The organism is Cyclobacterium salsum, from assembly GCF_010119245.1.
GTDB classification, from domain to species: domain Bacteria; phylum Bacteroidota; class Bacteroidia; order Cytophagales; family Cyclobacteriaceae; genus Cyclobacterium; species Cyclobacterium salsum.
In genome coordinates this window covers 382164-402461 of record NZ_WNKG01000007.1, presented here as the reverse complement: position 1 = coordinate 402461, position 20298 = coordinate 382164, and the positions used below count along the sequence as shown (strand labels likewise).

The following is a 20298-nucleotide window of genomic DNA, read 5'->3' as shown; positions in this document are numbered from 1 at the left end:
TTTAGGCCATGTTGTGATAGACCTGATTTACATCGTCATCCTCTTCCATCCGCTCGATCATTTTGTTGATATCTTCTTCTTGTTCAGCACTAATTTCGGTGGTGGACATGGGAAAACGCTGCATATCTGCACTTATTACTTCTATTCCTTTATCTTCCAGCGCTTTTTGCATGTTGCCAAAATCCTCAAAAGCCGTATAGACAAAAATTTCTCCTTCGTTTTCGTCTATGTCCTCCAATCCAAAATCGATCAATTCGAGTTCCAGTTCTTCCAGATCCCATTCATGTTTCGGAAAACGAAATACAGCCTTTCGTTCAAACATAAAACTCACGGAGCCCGAAGTTCCCAATGAGCCGCCTGCCTTCGTAAAATAATGCCGGATATTGGCCACGGTACGGTTGAGGTTATCGGTAGAAGTTTCGACAATGACAGCAATCCCATGAGGACCATAGCCTTCGTATACAATTTCTTCGTAGTCTTTTTCGTCCTTATTGCTTGCCCTGGTTATGGCCGCTTCTATCCGGTCCTTGGGCATGGAAGCACCTTTGGCATTCTGTATGACGGTCCGAAGTTTAGCATTGTTGGACGGATCGGGTCCCCCTGCCTTTACCGCCATTACGATTTCTTTGCCCAGGCGTGTAAACACCTTGGACATCTTACTCCATCGTTTGAATTTTCTTTCTTTTCTAAATTCAAATGCTCTTCCCATACCATTTTATTTTTTCAGGTTTGTAAAAATAAATAAATTTTTCATTTGGACTATTATCCAATTCAAACAAAGCAAAACATATCTTCCCGACAGGGCTCCATTCCTCAACCTATTCCCCCGGAAATTCGTATCAACAGCATATCCTAACCACCCCAAACCCTGCAACGATGGAGCAAGCCTTGCCAAACCTTCCCCAATCACCTAACCCCATAGTGGTCATTGCAGGAGCCGGTTTTGCCGGACTAAAACTTGCCAGAACCTTGCGAAATAAACCCTATCAGGTCATTCTCCTGGACAAAAACAATTACCATCAGTTCCAACCGCTTTTCTATCAGGTAGCTACGGCTGGACTGGAACCCAGTGCCATTTCCTTCCCCTTGCGGAAGGCCTTCCACGACACCCCGAATGTAACCTTTAGAATGGGAGGAGCCAAACGCATAGACCAGCAGCAAAACAGGTTGTACACAGACATCGGTTTTATTGACTATGATTACCTGGTCCTGGCCATGGGTGCGGACACCAATTATTTCGGTATGGAAAACATCATGAAAAACAGCATTCCCATGAAATCCGTCTCCGAAGCGCTGTTTATCCGGAATAAAATCATCTCCAATTACGAAAGGGCCATCACCATAGCGGATGAATCCAAAAGAAAGGCCCTGATGAACGTGGTGATCGTAGGCGGCGGGCCTACCGGTGTAGAGCTGGCGGGAGCGTTAGCAGAATTGCGCAATAAGGTATTCCCAAAAGATTACCCACAGCTCAATTTCGACAATATGAAGGTGGTACTGGTAGAAATGGGACCATCGCTTTTGGCCGGCATGAGTGCAACCTCGGGCGACAAGGCTAAAATCTATCTGGAAAAACTTCAGGTAGAAGTTCTGTTGAATACCGCCGTTGAAGACTATGACGGCCTGAATGTCATCATCAAAGGAGAAACCCGTTTTCAAACCCATACCCTGCTCTGGGCTGCCGGAATTGCCCCCAATTTCATAGAAGGAGTTGCGGCTGATCAAAAAGCAAAAGGAGGACGCCTACTGGTCGATGAGTTTAACCGGCTTCACAGCAGTGAAAATATCTACGTGCTGGGTGATGGCTGTCTGCAGGTGATGGAGGATTACCCCAAAGGTCACCCACAGGTGGCACAGGTAGCCATACAGCAGGCCAAAAACCTGGGAAATAACTTCCTTGCCAAACTCAGCAGCAAACCAGAAAAACCCTTCCGCTACAAGGATCTCGGAAGCATGGCCACCATCGGAAGAAAACTCGCTGTGGTGGAATTGCCGTTCGTCAAGTTTCAGGGATTACTGGCCTGGCTGACCTGGCTTTTTGTCCACCTCATGGCCATCCTGGGGGTAAAAAACCGGATTTTTATCTTTTTGGACTGGGCCTGGAACTACCTTTCCTTCGACCCGTCCCTGCGATTGCTGATCAAACCCACCATTTCCAGGCCGCAGGACCGGGAAAAGCTGGTTACCAAAAAAATTAAGTAGCTGACTCTCCGACTGTTTAACATTTCTTAACAAGGCCCTGTTAAACTTTCCAGAACTTGTCCGGTCTAAGAATTGTAAACCAATTATTACAAAAGACCATGAGAAAACTAATGATCATCGCCGTGCTGGTAGGAGCTACTTTTGTACAGGCGCAAGCGCAACGAAGAGGAAACCAGGAAATCAATCCGGAACAGCTGGCGGAACGAATGAGCGAACGAATGGCTGAAAAACTGGACCTCAGCGAAGAACAAAAGAAAGCGGTGTATGCCCTCCACCTGGAGGAGGCACAGAAAAGAAAAGAACAGTGGGAAGCCAGAAAAGAAGAAAGGGAAGCCTTGAAAGCGGAACGGGAGGCTCATCAGGAAAAAATAACTGCCCTGCTCACGCCAGAACAAAAAGCGACCTGGGAAGAAATGAAGGAGGAAAACCGGTCGAAAATGAGAGACAGGCGTAGAGGATCAGGAGAACGAATGAGGGGCCGCAATGCGCCAGGTTCGGGCAGGTTATAATTAAGACATTTTGAAATTTATTTGGGTTTAATTAATGGATGAAAGCCGGGGTCATTGACCTTCGGTTTTTTTTATGTCCTTTGAATTTTTTGCCTTACTTTGGCCGGTAGCTATGAAAAAAGCCATCATCGTATTTCAGAAATATCCTGAAGCGGGATTCGTCAAAACCCGATTGGCCAAAACAATCGGCGCGGAAAAAGCAGCCAATTTGTATGCATTCCTTATCCGCCACACACATCAGCAACTTGCCGGATTGGAAGCCGCAATTTTTGTTTTTCACCTGGGCCCCATTGCTACCGAAAACTACCCTCAAAAAGGATATCACTTCTATCCTCAGGGATCTGGGGATCTGGGGAAAAAAATGCACCAAGCCTTTCAGCGGGTTTTCGATCTGGGCTTTGAGCAGGTGCTGATCATCGGGACAGATTGCTACGAACTCAAAAGGGATCACCTGCAGCAGGCTTTTGAAGCCCTAAAGACGAAGGATCTCGTCCTGGGACCAGCGGTGGATGGGGGGTATTACTTGCTTGGATTGAAAAGACCCGCTGCACCATTGTTTCAAGAAATCTCCTGGAGCACGGCTACCGTTTTGCAGCAAACCCTGAACAGGGCAAACCAAGAAAACCTGGGGTATGGCCTATTGGAAAAGCTTCGGGATGTGGACCGATACGAGGATTTGGGAGAACTGGAACAGCTACTCCCTGAGCTATAGCAAAACGAACTTGCTTCAAATAAAAAAACTCCTGAACCCTACCTGAATTCAGGTTTAGTCAGGAGTTTTTATAAGATTAATTTTCTATTTATTAAAACGGTCTTCCCAGCGCTGCATACCAAATCCCTCCGTACACATGATCCAGGAAGTCTGCATCCTGAAAGGCCTCTTCTACGTGACCTAACCCGGTATAAAACACCCGGCCCCCGTCGTATTCGTGGTACCAGGAAATGGGATGCACCGCACCCATACCCATTTGTTGCCCACCGCGTTCGCCAACTTCATAGGAGGTTTCGTCCAGTTGCACCAGGATATTCACGTTTTCATTGAAATTTTTAAATTCGTACCATTCATCGGTCCGAAGCCATTTGTCATTCAGATGATAAGTAGCCGGATGATTTCGATCCACTACCTGCATTCTGGCCGTTTGCTGCTGGGGATGGTGGTTAAATTGTCCTCCGATAAGCTTGGTGTACCAGGGCCAATCGTATTCGGTATCGGTCGCACTATGAATGCCAACCACTCCCTTTCCGCTTTGAACAAATCGCTCAAACGCCTCTTTCTGTTCTGCATTAAAAATCGTCCCGGTGGTACTCATGAGGATGATGACATCGTATCGCTCCAGGTTCTCATCGTTGATAAGACCGGCATCTTCACTCGCATATACCTGAAAACGGTGCTTTTCTCCTAGCTTTTTTAGGGCTGCGACCCCTTCAGGTATGGATTGATGACGGAAACCGGAAGTCTTACTGATGACCAGGGCCCGGAATTGCTGAGCCTGACTCAATACAGGTAATAGGAAAAGGGCCAACCCCACGGCCAACAGGCCCAGGACTTTGAGTTTATTGTTTATGAAGAGCATATATTTGTTAAGTTAAAATAAAGGACGATTATACAATTATTATTTCACAATGTCGAATTTCTCCCCCGCAACTTTTCGGCTATAGGCATTAAAATGCCACCATTCAGAACCAATGCCCGTAAAGCCTGCGTTTTTCATGACCGCTCTCAGTATTTTGCGATTGGCTACCTGTGCCTCGGTAATTTTTCCTTCCTCCAACATTTGCGCTTCCCGGTCGGGATAAGCAGGGTAACCAAAGTAATCGTAGCCAGTACCCATGTCCAATGGAGTCCCGGTTTCTTTTGAAATCAGGGTCAGGTCCACGGCAACACCGAAATTGTGGAGGCTTCCTCTTTGCGGATCGGCCACATAGAGGGGTTTGAGACTATCCGGCTTGTCCAATTCATCCCAGAGAATCTGTTGCACGGACTGGGGTCGTACGGCATCATAAACCAAAAAGGTCAATTCGGGATGGCTCGCTGAAAGTTCCTGATAGGCTACTTTCAACCTATCCGCCACTTCCGGCTGCATGTAGCATCGCGATAGGGAACCATAAACATTTTTCCCAAAAAAATTATCGGTAGACGCGTACTTCAGGTCCACCTGCACTTCAGGGATAACTTCTTGTATATCCACCAGGCCCGCAGCAATCAATCGCCGCTCCAACTCCCCCATTTCTTCTTGCCGCTGGGGGGGCTCCCCATTTGCTTCTATTGGAAGGGAGGTCCCGTTGGCAGCCATTTCCACAGATTCACTGCCAGGTAGGTCCTGGTTTTTTTTGCCAGACCCAGGATCACAGGCCAATGCCAGGAACAGTAGTACCCCTACACCGCTTCTCATGATTCTTTTTTATGAAGCATCGTGGTACTCGCCTGGGCGGTTGGCAAAATGATCACGTCTGCCAGCACCACATGAGGCGGGCGCGTGACAGCATACCGTACCAGATCGGCAACATCCTCCGCCTTAAGGGGCTCAAATCCTTTGTAAACGCCGGCCGCCTTTTCATCGTTGCCTTTGAAGCGTACCAGCGAGAATTCCGTGTCTACCAAGCCGGGATTGATGGCCATGACCTTGATGCCATATGGATTCAGGTCCAAACGCATCCCCTTGGTAATGGCATCCACGGCATGCTTGGAGCCACAGTATACATTTCCTTTGGGGTAGACCTCTTTCCCTGCTGTTGAGCCTATATTAATAATCTGACCCGCCTTTCGCTCCACCATACCCGGGATGATCCTTTTGGAAACATAGAGCAGTCCCTTTACATTGATATCCATCATGGCATCCCAATCCTCCTCGCTGCCTTCGTGGATGGGATCCAATCCATGAGCGTTACCGGCATTATTGATGAGTACGGTGATGGATTGCCATTCGGCGGGCAGGGAATCAATAGCCTCGTATACAGCATCTTTTTCCCTGACGTCAAATACCAGAAAATGATAGGGAGTTCCCTTGGGTAGTTCCTTTTGGAGGGCTTCCAGCCTTTCTTTTCTCCGGCCACAACCGATGATAGCAAAACCTTCTTCCGCCAGGTAATGGGCGCAAGCTTTTCCTATCCCGGAAGTAGCTCCAGTGATAAATGCGATTTTCTTTTCCATAAGGAAATATAAAATTTTTCCGTCTGGATCAAAAACCAATCCCCTACGAATGCTCCGGTTGTTACTGAAAATTCAGGTAAAGTGTAATGGATTTTCGGCGAATGTCCTGGATCGCACCCGCTATTCGTTCGTCCGAATGGCCGGGCTGGTATAGATTCATCAGGCCATGGGAAAAACGGATTTCAGGAGAAAATTTAAAGTATTGGAAATACAGATCAAAGCCCAGCCCCAGTTCTACCGCCAGGTCTTTTCCTTTAAGCACTACCGGATCCTCATTGGCTTCTTCCTGATTTTTGGTACGGATCTGCCCATTTACGCCTCCAATGAAATACATCCGGGTATTGTTAAACCGCTCTGATTTGTACTTCACCAAAAGGGGAAATTCTACCAGTGTTTCTTCGGTGAGTAAGGGGACCGTGCTGATACCGGTGCCATTGGGACTATCGGCATCATCGGTAAATAGCTGCACCTCCGTGCGGTATTCATAGAAGCCAACCTTGGGGGTAAAAAGTAGGTTTACCTGATCGTGTAGGCGGCCTGTTACCAAAAAGCCCAAGGCAAATCCCGGGGAAAATACCGGCATAATCGCTCGCACATTGTGCAAGCTCGTGTAATCGGGGTCCACAAAATTATCCGAATACTTTATTCTCAGGCTGCTGTTATGCGCGGCTAGAAAAAACCCATAGGAAAGCAACTGATCGTCGCTACCCGAAGTATTAAATATCAAACTTCTTTCCTGAGCCTGTGTGGTGAAGGCCAGTCCAAGTGATAAAATAACAATCAGGGCTATTTTATACCGGTGTAAATCGAGCTGATGCCGAAGGTGAGGGTTTTGCATTGCGTTTGTTTGAAGCCTACTTTTTCAAGGATGCCGAGAAAATCCCTTCCATCCGGGAAAGCCTTTACCGATTCTGGTAAATAGGTGTAAGCCGAATGGTCTTTTGATATCATTCTGCCAATCTGAGGCAAAATATATTTAAAATAAAAGGAATAACCCTGTTTCATCGGAAATTTTTTTGGTTTAGAAAATTCCAGGATGACCGTTTTGCCTCCGGGTTTCAACACCCGGTACATGTCTGCCAGTCCTTTTTCCAAATTTTCAAAATTCCTGACACCAAAAGAAACGATGACGGCATCAAACTTATTTTCCTCGAAGAGCAACTTTTCCGAATCGCCCAGCTGGAGTTCAATCAAATGTTCCAGCTTTTTCTGCTTCATTTTCTTACGGCCTTCCTGAAGCATGCCCTCTGAAATATCTACGCCAATCACCTTTTCCGGTTTTAGCACAAGGGCTTCAATGGCAAAATCTCCAGTCCCGGTGGCAATATCCAAAATAAGTTTTGGCTGATCTTTTTGAAGCATCTTAATGGCCTTTTTGCGCCAGATAATGTCAATACCTAAACTCAAAAGGTGGTTCAGCAGGTCGTATTTCTTGCTGATATTATCAAACATGCTGGCAACCTGCTGCTTTTTGCCTTCTTTTTTATCTTTATAGGGAACTACGGACATGGCTTCTAATTTCGATACAATATTACTAAGTAAACCTGAGCATTGGAAAATTGTTAATGAAATAATGGTTTGGAGGCCATGATGGAAATTGGTTACCTTTGTGAAAAAATGGGCCATGTTGAAAAATGCACGCTTTTTAATCAGTAATACGGATCATAAAAAATGTCCGCCCCCCACCAAACCGGAGTTTGCCTTTATTGGTCGCTCAAATGTGGGAAAAAGCTCTCTGATCAACATGCTCACCAATCACAAGCACCTGGCGAAAATTTCCGGCCGACCGGGAAAGACGCAGCTAATCAATCATTTTGTGATTAATGACCGCTGGTATATGGTAGACCTTCCCGGCTACGGTTTTGCCAAAGTAAACAAAAAACTAAAGGCAGACTGGGACAAAATGATTCGCAATTACCTCACGGAAAGGGAAAACCTGACGGCGGTGTTTGTCCTTATCGACAGCCGGCTTCCTCCGCAAAAAATAGACCTGGAATTCATCCAATGGTGCGGGCAGCTGGAAATGCCAGTGGCCCTCCTGTTTACCAAAGCCGACAAACAGTCCCATTCCAAAACCGCTGAAAACGTACACCGTTTTCTGGATGAAATGGAAAAGTTATTTGTAGAAGCTCCCGAGTTTTTCGTGACTTCTGCCATTAATCAGCAAGGAAGGGATGAACTGATCCAATTTATCGAAGAAAACGTTACCGAATGGTACGGTGCCAACTGAGTTCCTTGGCCAATTCTGACGAAACCGTATATTTGCAGCCTGAAAACAAACTAGCTATCATGGAATTTAAAGACATCGCCACCGTTTCCGGAAAACCCGGCCTTTATAAAATACTCAAGCCCAGCCGCAGCGGCGTTATCCTGGAGTCCCTGGACGACAAAAAAGGGAAATTGGTCGTGGGGGCTGCTCAGCGCGTTTCCCTCCTGAGTGAAATTTCGATTTACACGCTAACCGAAGAGGGAGCCTCCCCCTTGAAAGAGGTAATGATAAAAATCGAAAAGGAATTCCAGGGCGATACCGGTCTGGAAGGTGCTGACAAAGAAGAGTACCAGGCCTTCATGAAACATATTTTACCGGAATTTGACGAAGACCGTGTCTATGCATCTGACGTCAAAAAACTTATTAGCTGGTACCATATCATCCGTAAAGAATGTCCGGAAGTGCTGGAAGAAAAGCCAGAAGCAGCTTCCGAAAATTCCAAAGAGCAGACGGATAAAGACACCGATAAAGGGGAAGAATGATTGATCCCGAAAAATCCGGGCCTGAAAGCATCCAATCGGGAGCTGCCGATTTGCAAAAATTACTACAGCTTCCAGCTATTCCCGAAGTCCGGGACAGGGAAAGTCTGGCTGCTGCCATTGCACCGGCCATCGGCCGCTTGCTAAACGGACAGTTGGACAAATTACTACAGCTATGCTATCGGCTGGACCTGGATGAGCAAAAACTACGAAGCATTCTCTCCGAAAGTCCTCCGGAAAAAATGACTCAACACCTTTCCCTGGCCATTGTAGACCGGCAATTAATAAAGATCCATTTCCGAAACAAGTACCGCTAACCGTTCAGACTTTTCTCCAGCCCCTTTACCATATTTTTCGATCCGATGTAAACGGGCGTTCGCTGATGTAAACTGCCCGGGACAATGTCCAGAATCCGTTGCCGACCATCAGAAGCGGCTCCTCCCACCTGCTCGGCGATAAAGGCCAGGGCATTGGCCTCATACATCAACCTGATTTTTCCATTCGGTGCCTGGGAAGTGGCCGGGTAAAGGTAGATTCCTCCTTTGAGCAGATTTCGATGAAAGTCCGCCACCAAACTGCCTATGTACCTGGCGGAAGCCCCTGCTCGTTTACAGGCCTCCAGGTATGATAAGATATTTGGGTTAATGTGAGGAGTCAAGCCCTCATTGATGGTATAAATGGAGCCCTCTTCGGGCATACTTAAGTCAGGATGAGAAAGGAAAAATTCTCCCAGAGACCTTTCATAGGTAAAACCATTGGCCCCGTTACCGGTGGAATAGACCAGCATGGTCGAAGATCCGTACAGAACGTATCCGGCTGCTACCTGCTCGGAGCCTTTTTGCAGAACATCCTCCTCCTTAATGGGCGACCCAGTCGCTGTCTTTCTGCGGTAAATCGAAAAGATGGTGCCGATGGAAACATTCACATCTATATTGGAGGATCCATCCAGGGGGTCGATGGCCACTACGTACTTACCCTTGCTATTTTGAAGGTCGATGACCAGGTCTTCTTCTTCCGATACCACGGCACAGACCTCCCCACCTTTCGTCAATGCACGGGTAAAACGTACATTAGCTACCACATCCAACTTCTGCTGTTCCTCTCCCTGTACATTGGTTTGCCCGAAGGCACCGGTGACATCTGATAGCCCTGCACGGCTGATCTCTCTGGATACAATCTTGGAAGCCAGGGCGATATCCCGCAATATCTGGGAAAGTTCACCGGTGGCAAAAGGAAAATCTGCCTGTTTGCTTTTTATAAACCGGTCCAGGGTTACCCCGACTTTATAGGCCAGGTTACCGGTATCTTGTTTGTAAGGCTGTGTCTTCATACCTTTGAATATAATTCATTATCTTCAATTCATTGGCCTTTCTTTTCGATTTTTCATGATACAACCCCTGGTCTACAAGTTTGGTGGTGCCTCCATAAAAGATGCCGCTGCCATCAAAAACATCGCCCAACTGGTAAAAAAACGATGGACCAGCGGTATGGTCCTGGTCGTCTCCGCCGCTGGCAAAACCACCGACCGACTGGAACAGCTAATCGCACTTTCGTTTCAGGGAAAGCGCTTCGACACCGAATTGATCGAGTTATTGGATTACCATGAGGACCTTTGCCGTGGCCTTTTTCCTACCGACCATGGCATCTTTTCCCGGGTAGACAATCATTTTGCGCAGTTGCGACGACTTTTGGAAAGCGATATATTGAAGGACGAGGAAGGCTTCTTCTATGATCAGATAATAGGCTACGGGGAGCTTATCTCCACCCGTATCCTTCAGGAATACCTCTGTGAAACCGGTTCTCATTGTCTTTGGCAAGATGCCCGGGAATTGGTGCGGACAGACTCTACCACCAAAATGGCCCGGGTAGATTGGGCACTGACGATGCAGCATTGCCGGAGGGCTCTCATTCCCAAACTGGAAAAATTCCCTGTGGTCACCCAGGGTTTTATTGGTACGGATTTACTCGGCAATACCACCACGCTTGGAAGGGAAGGTTCGGACTTCACCGCTGCCATCCTGGGAGTCAGCCTCGGTGCCGCTTCCGTTACCATCTGGAAAGATGTGGCCGGTATACTCAATGGCGACCCGGATCTCTTTCCGGATGCCGTTAAATTTGAATACCTGGATTTTGAAGAAGCCGCCGAAATGACTTACTACGGGGCAAAGGTGATTCATCCCAAAACCATCAAACCCCTGGCAAAACACAATATACCACTCTATGTCAAGTCCTTTGTCAATCCCGATGCGGCAGGGACGATTATCGGATCCTTTGGTCAGGCACCCCGAATCCCGATCACCATCTTCAAAGATCACCTGACACTCATCGATCTGCGCATCCGGGACCTTTCAATGGTAGGCGGGTTCCACTTTGAATTTATATACGAGGTGGCCAAAAAAGCCAACTGGCGCATTCAGCTAATACAGGCCACTGCCGCTCACCTGCGCCTGGTGATTCAAGACATGCCCTCCACAGCGGAGCAACTTGCCCGGCCGTTTCGGGATGTTTTCCAGGTCCAGATCAAAACCCATCTCAAAATGATTACGGTGAAAAATCCCACCGATGCCGAAATCAAGCATTACCGGCAGGTAGCCGAAACATGCCACCTGGAACAAAGAAGCCCCGAACTGATTCAATGGGTTTACGAGGCGGACGACGATTAATCCCCTCAGAAACTTTCTAATTATCCAAAAATCGCTTCAGCGTCTGCTGGATACCCGACAAGTAAGCTTTTCCAAACAGATTCAGATGGACCAGTAACGGATATAGGTTATACACCACTACCCGATCTTCAAAGCCCGGTTCCAGTGGAAAAACATCCTGATAGGCTTCGTAAAACCGGGAGTCAAAGCCCCCAAATAAGCGTGAAAAGGCCAGATCCACTTCCCGATGGCCAAAGTAAACGGCAGGATCAATCAATGCGGGTGACCCGCCCGCATCCGGAAGAACGTTTCCTGACCAAAGGTCTCCGTGCAACAATGCCGGTTTTTCCACTGGAAAAAAACCCTCCAAAAAAGGATAAAGGCTTCGAAAACGATCTAAAAATTTCTCGTCTACCAGTTGATTGTAATAGGCCAGTTGCAATTGGGGTTCCAGTCTTTTTTCCACAAAAAAATCCAGCCAACGGCCTTTCCAATCATTATTTTGCGGCAAAATGGCTATGTAGTTGTCACGGTCCAGTCCAAAGGAATTTGCGGTACACATATGTAGTTCTGCCAGCCCTTCTCCCAACCTTTCTGAATAGTCAGGCTGCTTTGGTGCACTGGCAATCCAATCCATCAATAAAAAATGTCGGTCTTCGTAGCTTCCCTGCGCCAGTGTTTGGGGAACATACAGGCTGCAATTTGTTCGTACCCAGTTCAATCCCTCGCGTTCCCGTTTGAAAATTTCTGCAGCGGATTCATGGTTGGTTTTAAGAAAGTAAGGCCCTTGCTCTGTTTCCAAATAAATGGCTTGGTTTCGGGTTCCGGCTGCCACAAGCTGGTATTGCTGTACCGCAAGTGATTGCCCAAAGGCTAACAGGGTGGCATGCGCAAAAAGTCCTTCAAGTGACTCCATTCAGGCGGTGATTTTTTTCCAATTCGACAATCAATCCATCGAGGGCCTCGTCCAGGATATCAAAGACTTTTTGAAACCCATCTTCCCCTCCATAGTAAGGGTCAGGAACTTCCAAAAATTCAGGAGAAAGTTGGAATTCACGCATCAGGTGGAGTTTTTTAGCTGGTATGCCCACCTTTTGAGACAGCAGCATGATGTTTTCCAGATTGGACCGGTCCATGGCAATCAGGTAATCAAAATCCCTGAAATCCGTTCGATGCAATTGACGGCCCCGATGGTCCATATTGATCCCATTTCTTACGGCGCAGCTCATGGCCCGTTCATCTGGAAGTTCGCCAATATGGTAATCCGACGTTCCGCAGCTATCGGCAATCACCTGCTTCGCATAGCCCTTATGAGAAATTTTATGGGAGAATAATGCTTCAGCCAACGGAGAGCGGCAAATGTTGCCTAAGCAAACAAACAAGACTTTAATCATAAAACCATCGTTTTCCGGAATTTCCCTGCCTACCTCAGCGATTCGGACCGACAGGTTGAATGAATTAACTTTCAATTTAAAAAAATGAACGAACTATCCATATGATTTTTATGAAATATTGCCTACTTTTGCATACTCATTCCCAGATAGGAATGAGTATCAACAAAAAATGGATTTCCAAAAGCTAAAAAATAAGATTACCTCCGGCGGCTTGAAATTTACCCATCAGCGAATGGTGATTTACGAGGCCCTATGCCGTTCAGAGGACCATCCTACGGCGGATATGGTTTTTTCCCGGGTAAAAGAGGCCAATCCTGGCCTTTCCAAGGGAACGGTTTATAAGACCCTGGATACCTTTGTTCATGCCAACATGGTTCAGAAATTCACCGATGACCTGGGTTTGATGCGATTTGATCCTGTATTGGAGTCCCATAGTCATCTGTACTGTAGCAAAAGCAAAAAAATAAGGGACTACAAAAACGCCGCTCTGGAAAAAATGTTAAAAAAGTACTTTGAAGAGAACCAAATTGACGGCTTTGAAGTTGAAGAAGTATCATTGGTAATCAAAGGAAAAACGAAATAATTTTCTAAATACCATCATTAAATTATCTACAAACAATTAAAATTTATTTTATGTCACTAGTTGGAAAAAAAGCACCTTTAATTAACGCACCTGCTGTCATAGATGGAGAAGAAATCGTAGAAAACTTCTCTCTTGATCAGTACCTCGGTAATAAAGATGTGATTTTCTTTTTTTACCCGAAGGATTTTACCTTCGTATGCCCCACTGAAATTTTGGCATTCCAGGAAAAACTGGAAGAATTCGAAAAAAGAGGCGTGGCGGTAATTGGCGCTTCCTGCGATACGGAAGAGTCTCACCTGGCCTGGTTAAATACCCCTAAAGAAGAAGGCGGAATTCAAGGCGTAACTTATCCGATCGTTGCCGATCCGGTAAAAACAATCGCCCATAATTTTGGCGTACTTGCCGGTGATTGGAACTACAACGAAGAAGGAGAGCTCACCTACGAAGGACTTCCTGTCGCGTACCGTGCCACTTTCCTTATTGATAAAGAAGGAACCATCCGTCACGAAACCGTAAACGACCTGCCTTTGGGAAGAAATATCGACGAAATGCTTCGATTGATTGATGCCCTAAGGCACGTGGAAAAATATGGGGAAGTATGCCCTGCTAACTGGGAAGAAGGCAAAGAAGCCATGAGTGCTACCCGTGAGGGAGTTGCCTCTTACCTTGCTAAAAATTAATTCCGGTAAACGGATAGTTACGAAGCCCTGCCTCAACCGCAGGGCTTTTTTTATGATTTTGGTTAGTTTTTTCTCCTGCCGCCAACCATTTTAGCATTTGATAGGTTATTTTAGCGGTATGGCCCAACCCCCAGCAATTTCCATATTGATCGCTACCTACAATACTCCTTTTCCGCTGGTAAAAAGAGCACTTGACTCGCTATGGAACCAAACCTATCAGGATTTTGAGGTTATTCTTGTCGATGACGGAAGCAGCCAGGACCCTCAGAATTTACTCTTTAACTTGTGTAAACGTCATGAAAACCGTTTGCTCTACCTCAGGCAGAAAAACCAGGGGCAATCCCGTGCCATCAACCGCGCCGTCGCGCTTAGCAGTGGCCGGTACCTTTCCATACTGGATGCAGACGACGAATACCTACCCGAGCACCTGCAAGCCTGCCTTGATCAAATGGACAGTTATGACCTGATTGCGTCTACTACCCGTACCGTAGTTACCAAAAAAGAAGATTATTTTGTCACCGACCGGCACCAACCAGACCAGCTGATCCACGTAGACGATTGCATTCTGTTTGCCACTTTATTTGGTAAAGGAGAGGTGTTTAGAAGCAGGGCATTCGTCGATGGCTACGCAGCCGATGCAGATTTTTTCGATTGGGCTAAAAAGAAGTACCGGGTCGGGAAAGTCGACTTACGAACCTATGTCTACTACCGCAATCACCCCGATAGTACCTGTGAACGCATGAAAATCAAATTTTCCGGAAAAAAAGCAAACGCCCCCTTCGGTTAAAATTAAATTTCCTTTCCCTGCCAATTGCAATTCCCGTGCACGAGTTTTAATTGTACCTTTGGCCAAAACGAAATATGACCATGGGCACTTCTTCTTCCCATTCTTCCTGTTGTGATCAGCCACCCGAATCTCCTGAGACCGGTCCTTCCAAATGGTCTCGAAGGTGGGAGCTGTGGAGAAGCAGTATCTTAAGTTTGCTCATCTTACTTTTGGCAGTAGGAGGCGAATACTTATTCCCCCATCAAATTTTCACAGTCACTGCCTGGCTGCCCCTGTACCTGCTGGCGTATGCATTGGTGGGATGGCCTGTATTGAAAAAGGGAGGCCAGCTGATCTTTCAGGGAGAAGTGTTTACGGAGTTTTTTTTGATGGGAATCGCCACCATAGGTGCCTTTGCCATCGGGGAATACCCGGAAGCAGTAGCGGTCATGCTGTTCTATACCATCGGAGAAGTATTGCAGCACCAGGCCGTAAGCAAGGCTAAGGGGAACGTACAAGCCTTGCTGGATTTGCGCCCCAACCGGGCCCGGGTTATCCGCGACGGTAAGCGGCAATGGGTACAGCCGGAAAAAGTACATGTCGGTGAAATCCTCGAAATCCGGCCGGGGGAAAGGGTGCCGCTGGATGGGGTATTGCAGGAGCGTTATGGGAATTTTAATACCGCGGCCATTACCGGTGAAAGCATGCCGGCCCGAATTTCCGAGGGCCAGGAAGTACTGGCAGGAATGGTAACCCTCCAAAACCTGATTACCCTCCGGGTATCCCGCTCCTTTCAAGAAAGTTCCCTTTCAAAAATCATCCGTACCGTCCAACAGGCAACGGCAAAAAAAGCCAAAACAGAGGAGTTTATCCGCAAATTTGCCAAGGTGTACACGCCCATTGTTAGCTACCTGGCCTTAGCCTTGGTAGTACTTCCCTACTTTTTTGTCACCAATTACCAATTCAGCGACTGGCTGTACCGGGCCCTGGTATTTCTGGTCATCTCTTGTCCCTGTGCCCTGGTCATTTCCATTCCCCTGGGCTATTTTGGAGGCATCGGAGCGGCTTCCAGAAAAGGCATCCTCTTCAAAGGCTCCAACTACCTGGACATAATTACGCAAGTCAACACCGTAATTTTCGATAAAACCGGTACGCTGACAAAAGGCGTGTTTTCGGTGCAGCAGGAAGAAGCGGTAGCTACTGCTGATCCCGATTGGAGATTGCTCGCCATCAGCCTGGAGGCCAAGTCCAACCACCCCATTGCCCTGGCACTGGTAAAGCATCTGGGAAAACCCAATGATTCTGTATTGGAACTGGAAGAACATGCCGGACAGGGGCTATCGGGACAAGTTCGCGGCAAGCAGGTGCTGGTAGGTAACCGATCCCTAATGGAGGCCAAAGCCATCCCTGAGCTGCCAAAACTGTCCCTTCCTGGCAAAACGCTCGTATATGCCGCCGTGGAGGGGGAATATTGTGGGTATTTCGCACTCGCAGATGAAATCAAACCAGATGCCCTGGAAGCCTTTACCGAATTACGGAAACTTGGCATCGCCGAAACGGGCATCTTGTCGGGTGACAGGCAGGAGATTGTAGAGGCCCTGGGCAAGGAGCTGGGAGCCAACTATGCCTTTGGAGGCCTACTGCCGGATGAAAAAAGCAGCCGCCTGGAAGAACTGAAACGCAAGCCCGGTAGCCAGATCGCTTTTGTGGGGGATGGGATCAATGATGCCCCGGCCCTCGCTGTAGCGGACCTGGGTATTGCCATGGGGGGCCTGGGCAGTGACCTGGCCATAGAAACGGCGGATGTGGTGATACAAACCGACCATCCTTCCCGGGTAGCCCTGGCGCTGCGCATCGGAAAGACTACCCGACGCATCGTTTGGCAAAACATTGGCCTGGCCTTTGGGGTTAAATTACTGGTTTTAACATTGGGAGCCTTGGGTTTAGCGGGCATGTGGGAAGCGGTTTTTGCCGATGTCGGCGTGGCATTACTGGCCATCCTTAACGCCATCCGAATCACCAAAATTTATAAGTAAATCCATCGACGCATGCTTTTTAGAGAAACCGATTCATTAGCAACTATTTGGGACACCGTCAGGCATGAGTTGCATCGGGGAGCCCGGGACAGCAAACATCCTTTTCGCTTCGTCACCTTGGCCACCCTTTCGGCAGAACAGCCGGACTGCCGCTATGTCGTCTTGCGCCAATTGGACGAGAACCTTTGCTTTCACATCTTTACTGACAGCCGTAGCCATAAAGTTAACCAACTGATTCACAATCCAGCGGTTACCTTACTTTTTTACCATCCCCGGAAGCGCTGCCAGGTAAAAGTGCAGGGAACGGCCCGGGTCCATCAACAGGATTCCCTAAGTAAAACGCATTGGGAAACCGTGCAAGGCGACGCCCAAAAAGCCTATCAGGGACTGATCCCTCCCGGAAAGGAGGTCGCTAATCCGGGAGCTGCTCATGTTTGGGAGGATAAAAAAGGGGATGCTCATTTTACGGTCATAGTAATTGAAGCATCCGCCATTGAGTGCCTGCAACTAGACGGCCTGCGTCACCTAAGAAATCGTTTCTACAAAGAGGGAGATGAGTGGAAAAGCAATTGGCTGGCACCATAACGTACCTACCATTCCTGTACAGCGTAATTGTTGTTAAAAAATAAAAGTTCTATCTTGAGGTTCTATATTTAACAAGCAGTAACCTTTACTCCAAACACATGCATAACAGAAGAGACTTTATCAAAAAGACCGGTATCGCATCCGCTTTTTTCGGCCTGGGCCTGGGAAATCACGCTTTTTCCATCACACCAAAGGCCGACTTGTATAAAATATCCCTGGCCGAGTGGTCGGTCAACAAATTGTTATTCTCCGATAAAATGGATCACCTGGATTTTCCGGTGTTGGCAAAAAAACATGGCATCCATGCCGTGGAATACGTCAACCAGTTTTTTATGGACAAAGCCCAGGACCAGGCCTACCTACGCGAAATGAAAACCCGCGCAGAGGGAGAGGGCGTAACCTCGGTATTGATCATGTGCGACAGGGAAGGCCAGTTAGGTGCCGCAGATGCCTCCGAGCGGGCAACCACCGTGGAAAATCACAAAAAATGGGTGGAAGCAGCCAAATTTCTGGGCTGTCACGCGATACGGGTAAACGGTTATTCTTCCGTAGAATACAGTTCTGACCGAAGCGCTTTTAAGGAATCCATGAACCTGGTGGCAGATGGGCTGCACCAGCTATGTGAATTTGCCGACACCATGGACATTGGCGTCACCATTGAAAATCACGGTGGCTTTTCCAGTAACGGCAAGTGGCTTTCCGGGGTGATGAAAGCGGCCGATCATCCCAGGGCGGGTACCTTGCCTGATTTTGGCAATTTCCAGATCAGCCCCAACGACGGCAATCCCATATCCTACGATTCGTACAAAGGGGTAAAGGAATTGATGCCTTATGCTCAGGGTGTCAGTGTGAAAACCACCGTCTGGGATAACAAAGGCAATCAGTCCCCGCTGGACTATGAAAAGATGATGCGGATTGTGCTGAAAGCAGGCTACCGCTCCTGGTGTGGCATCGAATACGGAGAAGCCGGCAGGGAATGGGAAAGCATCGTGGAAGTAAGGGAACAATTAGAGGCTACCGAGGCAGCACTTCAGGGTTCTTTTTCCGCTTAATCCAACAAAAATACGGTCATGCTACGGGGCCCATGTGCCCCAATAACCAGGGACTGCTCGATATCAGCGGTTTTGGAAGGGCCGGCAATGAAAACGCCATAGCCGGAACCTTCCACGTTGATGCGGGCATACACCTCGTGCATGTTACCGAGTAAGCGATCCTTTTTCAGCAAAACAATCAGGTGCTGAGCGATAAAAGGCAGGGCTCTGTGATGTAATTTTTCTTCCGGCAGCCAGATGGCTGCATTTTCGGCCACTCCCCATTCCCCTTCCAGAATGGCCACTTCTGCGTGCTCCAGTTCGTGGGGATCATCTGCCATGTTCACATCGAAATTTCCGGCAACCTTTTCGCTAAGCGAAACGATCATTTGACTGTTTCGAAAATGCTCCTGCAGGTGATTGGTCACCTCCTTCAAACTTTTCGCTTCCCGGGCCTCTCCTCCATTCAGAGAAAGGCTTTGCCGGTATTGTTCGGTCAAATTACTATCGTAAGGGAATTCAGGCTGTTCCGGCAAGGGCAGCAGATCCGGCTTATTGGCTTGTATGGCAGCCAGGATGCTTTCTTTACTTGTCATCGTTACGGTTTTTTCGGTACCAGTCTTTGAACGTTTCTTTGGGAACTTCCGGTAATTCGCGGTGCTTGCCCCAGGCATTGAAGCTGTTGTACACAAATCCCCGGGGACTAATGGAAAGTGACTTTCGGGCCATTTTTCCCATCAGGTCAAACAACCTGGGTTTGGACATGACCTGCCCGCCAAAGCGCATGGCCCATCTTTTGGACGTTTGAGGAGGTCCTTCCTTGGTGATTACCTGCCGCCATTTGTAAAGTTGTTCGTGGATATTGATTTTTACCGGACACACATCCGAACAGGATCCACAAAGGGTGGAGGCAAAAGGCAGGGTACTGTGTTTATTGAGATCCATTCCGGGAGAAAGTATCGAGCCAATGGGTCCTGGAACCGTGGAATTATAACTAAAGCCACTGCTTCTGCGGTAAATGGGACAGGTATTCATGCAGGCCCCGCATCGGATACACTTGAGCGAATTCCGAAAATCCTCCCTGCCCAACTGCTTGGTTCGCCCGTTATCCACCAAAATCAGGTACATTTTCTTGCCCTTTCGGGGACGATGAAAATGCGAGGTATAATTGGTGATGCTCTGTCCGGTAGCACTTCGTGCCAAAAGCCTTAGGTACACTCCCAGGTCCGCAGCACGGGGAATCAATTTCTCTATGCCCATACAGGCAATGTGTATATCCGCCAGGTGAGTGCCCATGTCCGCATTTCCTTCGTTGGTGCAGACCACAAAGCCACCCGTCTCAGCGATTCCAAAATTCACCCCGGTAATGGCCGCATGCGCCTGAATGAATTTTTGCCTCAGGTGTTGGCGGGCCGCTTCCGTCAGGTACTTGGGGTCATCGGCTCCCGCTTCCGTACCCAGGTGCTTGTGAAAAATATCTCCGATCTCTTTTTTCTTCAGGTGAATGGCCGGCATCACGATGTGGCTGGGCACTTGCTTATTGAACTGAATGATGCGCTCTCCCAAATCGGTGTCGACGACATCATACCCCTTATCTTCAAGGAAATGATTCAAGCCGCACTCCTCTGTCAGGATGGATTTGCTTTTTACCAGTTGCCTTACCTGGTTTTCCTCCAGAATACGGAGTACATGTTCGTTGTGCTCCTCGGCATCCTTGGCCCACAGCACTTCGATGCCATTGGCCTGTGCCTTTTTCTCAAATTGAAGCAGCAGGTTATCCAGATTGGAAAGCACATGGTCTTTTATCTGAGAGGCAAGGGTACGGAGCTGTTCCCACTCCGGAATTTTTTGGGCCGAAACATCCCGTTTACTGCGGACATGCCACAGGGTTTCGTCGTGCCAATGGCTTCGCTCGGAATCTTTCAGGAATTCTTCTGCTGCCGCTGCATGGGTTGGGGCTGCTTTCATGGT

The 20298-nt window shown here is 47.9% G+C and carries 24 protein-coding genes; 13 read left to right on the top strand and 11 right to left on the bottom strand.

The genetic code is table 11. The features are described 5' to 3' along the window. Position 1 precedes the first annotated feature (1 nt). Complete coding sequence (locus GJS45_RS14820; protein WP_162342627.1) at positions 2–709, bottom strand: YebC/PmpR family DNA-binding transcriptional regulator; 708 nt, start codon at positions 707–709, stop codon at positions 2–4. Positions 710–876: 167 nt separating this feature from the next. Here GJS45_RS14820 and GJS45_RS14815 point away from each other — a divergent pair, with 167 nt between their 5' ends. From GJS45_RS14815 to GJS45_RS14805, 3 genes are all read left to right on the top strand, one after another. Further along, on the top strand, positions 877–2202 hold the full coding sequence (locus tag GJS45_RS14815; RefSeq protein ID WP_162342626.1) for an NAD(P)/FAD-dependent oxidoreductase: 1326 nt from the start codon (positions 877–879) through the stop codon (positions 2200–2202). A 98-nt stretch (positions 2203–2300) separates the two neighbouring features. Then, a complete protein-coding gene (locus GJS45_RS14810) occupies positions 2301–2711 on the top strand; it encodes a DUF4890 domain-containing protein (RefSeq protein ID WP_162342625.1) in 411 nt (136 codons plus the stop codon). A gap of 73 nt (positions 2712–2784) precedes the next feature. Further along, positions 2785–3423 (top strand): TIGR04282 family arsenosugar biosynthesis glycosyltransferase, encoded by a 639-nt coding sequence (locus tag GJS45_RS14805; RefSeq protein WP_162342624.1) that lies wholly within the window; start codon positions 2785–2787, stop codon positions 3421–3423. A gap of 91 nt (positions 3424–3514) precedes the next feature. Here the strand turns inward: GJS45_RS14805 and GJS45_RS14800 are convergent, their stop codons facing one another. The 5 genes from GJS45_RS14800 to ubiE all read right to left on the bottom strand — a co-directional run bounded on the left by GJS45_RS14800 (position 3515) and on the right by ubiE (position 7371). Continuing rightward, the gene (locus GJS45_RS14800) at positions 3515–4285 is read right to left on the bottom strand and encodes a ThuA domain-containing protein (protein ID WP_162342623.1); all 771 of its coding nucleotides are present in this window, start codon (positions 4283–4285) and stop codon (positions 3515–3517) included. Between the two features lie 39 nt (positions 4286–4324). Then, positions 4325–5005: a M15 family metallopeptidase gene (locus GJS45_RS14795; protein WP_394366593.1), complete on the bottom strand. Its 681-nt coding sequence runs from the start codon at positions 5003–5005 to the stop codon at positions 4325–4327. Positions 5006–5100: 95 nt separating this feature from the next. Continuing rightward, positions 5101–5862, bottom strand: a complete 762-nt coding sequence (locus GJS45_RS14790) for an SDR family NAD(P)-dependent oxidoreductase (protein ID WP_162342621.1) — start codon at positions 5860–5862, stop codon at positions 5101–5103. Positions 5863–5923: 61 nt separating this feature from the next. Beyond that, the gene (gene porT / locus GJS45_RS14785; protein ID WP_162342620.1) at positions 5924–6700 is read right to left on the bottom strand and encodes a type IX secretion/gliding motility protein PorT/SprT; all 777 of its coding nucleotides are present in this window, start codon (positions 6698–6700) and stop codon (positions 5924–5926) included. Then, positions 6649–7371 carry a bifunctional demethylmenaquinone methyltransferase/2-methoxy-6-polyprenyl-1,4-benzoquinol methylase UbiE gene (gene ubiE, locus GJS45_RS14780; RefSeq protein WP_162342619.1) on the bottom strand — a complete coding sequence of 241 codons (723 nt, stop codon included), beginning with the start codon at positions 7369–7371 and terminating at the stop codon, positions 6649–6651. The genes porT and ubiE overlap by 52 nt, the downstream gene beginning before the upstream one ends. 115 nt (positions 7372–7486) lie before the next feature. Between ubiE and yihA the strand changes: the two genes are divergently transcribed. The 3 genes from yihA to GJS45_RS14765 are packed head-to-tail and all read left to right on the top strand — an operon-like array spanning position 7487 to position 8927. After that, entirely contained in the window at positions 7487–8092 is a 606-nt protein-coding gene (gene yihA / locus GJS45_RS14775) for a ribosome biogenesis GTP-binding protein YihA/YsxC (RefSeq protein WP_162342618.1), read from the top strand. A 59-nt stretch (positions 8093–8151) separates the two neighbouring features. After that, positions 8152–8613: a DUF5606 family protein gene (locus GJS45_RS14770; protein ID WP_162342673.1), complete on the top strand. Its 462-nt coding sequence runs from the start codon at positions 8152–8154 to the stop codon at positions 8611–8613. Beyond that, complete coding sequence (locus GJS45_RS14765; protein WP_162342617.1) at positions 8610–8927, top strand: hypothetical protein; 318 nt, start codon at positions 8610–8612, stop codon at positions 8925–8927. The genes GJS45_RS14770 and GJS45_RS14765 overlap by 4 nt, the downstream gene beginning before the upstream one ends. On the opposite strand, the gene fbp is transcribed toward GJS45_RS14765, so the two are convergent. Next, positions 8924–9940, bottom strand: a complete 1017-nt coding sequence (gene fbp / locus GJS45_RS14760; protein ID WP_162342616.1) for a class 1 fructose-bisphosphatase — start codon at positions 9938–9940, stop codon at positions 8924–8926. The two genes, GJS45_RS14765 and fbp, sit on opposite strands and share 4 nt — an antisense overlap. Positions 9941–9995: 55 nt before the next feature. On the opposite strand from fbp, the gene GJS45_RS14755 reads away from it, so the two are divergent. After that, a complete protein-coding gene (locus GJS45_RS14755) occupies positions 9996–11273 on the top strand; it encodes an aspartate kinase (RefSeq protein WP_162342615.1) in 1278 nt (425 codons plus the stop codon). A 16-nt stretch (positions 11274–11289) separates the two neighbouring features. Here the strand turns inward: GJS45_RS14755 and GJS45_RS14750 are convergent, their stop codons facing one another. Next, complete coding sequence (locus GJS45_RS14750) at positions 11290–12168, bottom strand: fructosamine kinase family protein (RefSeq protein ID WP_162342614.1); 879 nt, start codon at positions 12166–12168, stop codon at positions 11290–11292. After that, the gene (locus GJS45_RS14745) at positions 12155–12721 is read right to left on the bottom strand and encodes a low molecular weight protein-tyrosine-phosphatase (RefSeq protein ID WP_317165109.1); all 567 of its coding nucleotides are present in this window, start codon (positions 12719–12721) and stop codon (positions 12155–12157) included. Before GJS45_RS14745 ends, GJS45_RS14750 begins: the two co-directional genes overlap by 14 nt. A gap of 94 nt (positions 12722–12815) precedes the next feature. Between GJS45_RS14745 and GJS45_RS14740 the strand changes: the two genes are divergently transcribed. The 6 genes from GJS45_RS14740 to GJS45_RS14715 all read left to right on the top strand — a co-directional run bounded on the left by GJS45_RS14740 (position 12816) and on the right by GJS45_RS14715 (position 18348). Next, entirely contained in the window at positions 12816–13229 is a 414-nt protein-coding gene (locus tag GJS45_RS14740) for a Fur family transcriptional regulator (protein WP_162342613.1), read from the top strand. A 50-nt stretch (positions 13230–13279) separates the two neighbouring features. Continuing rightward, positions 13280–13909 (top strand): peroxiredoxin, encoded by a 630-nt coding sequence (locus tag GJS45_RS14735; protein WP_162342612.1) that lies wholly within the window; start codon positions 13280–13282, stop codon positions 13907–13909. Positions 13910–14027: 118 nt separating this feature from the next. Beyond that, entirely contained in the window at positions 14028–14696 is a 669-nt protein-coding gene (locus tag GJS45_RS14730; protein ID WP_162342611.1) for a glycosyltransferase family 2 protein, read from the top strand. Between the two features lie 80 nt (positions 14697–14776). Then, positions 14777–16711 (top strand): heavy metal translocating P-type ATPase, encoded by a 1935-nt coding sequence (locus tag GJS45_RS14725; RefSeq protein WP_162342610.1) that lies wholly within the window; start codon positions 14777–14779, stop codon positions 16709–16711. A 12-nt stretch (positions 16712–16723) separates the two neighbouring features. Then, the gene (locus GJS45_RS14720) at positions 16724–17296 is read left to right on the top strand and encodes a pyridoxamine 5'-phosphate oxidase family protein (protein WP_162342609.1); all 573 of its coding nucleotides are present in this window, start codon (positions 16724–16726) and stop codon (positions 17294–17296) included. Between the two features lie 98 nt (positions 17297–17394). Then, positions 17395–18348, top strand: a complete 954-nt coding sequence (locus GJS45_RS14715) for a sugar phosphate isomerase/epimerase family protein (protein WP_162342608.1) — start codon at positions 17395–17397, stop codon at positions 18346–18348. Here the strand turns inward: GJS45_RS14715 and GJS45_RS14710 are convergent. Both GJS45_RS14710 and GJS45_RS14705 read right to left on the bottom strand, forming a co-directional pair. After that, positions 18345–18923 carry a LutC/YkgG family protein gene (locus GJS45_RS14710; RefSeq protein WP_162342607.1) on the bottom strand — a complete coding sequence of 193 codons (579 nt, stop codon included), beginning with the start codon at positions 18921–18923 and terminating at the stop codon, positions 18345–18347. The genes GJS45_RS14715 and GJS45_RS14710 overlap by 4 nt on opposite strands. Further along, positions 18913–20295 carry a lactate utilization protein B gene (locus tag GJS45_RS14705; RefSeq protein ID WP_162342606.1) on the bottom strand — a complete coding sequence of 461 codons (1383 nt, stop codon included), beginning with the start codon at positions 20293–20295 and terminating at the stop codon, positions 18913–18915. The genes GJS45_RS14710 and GJS45_RS14705 overlap by 11 nt, the downstream gene beginning before the upstream one ends. Between the last annotated feature and the right edge of the window lie 3 nt (positions 20296–20298).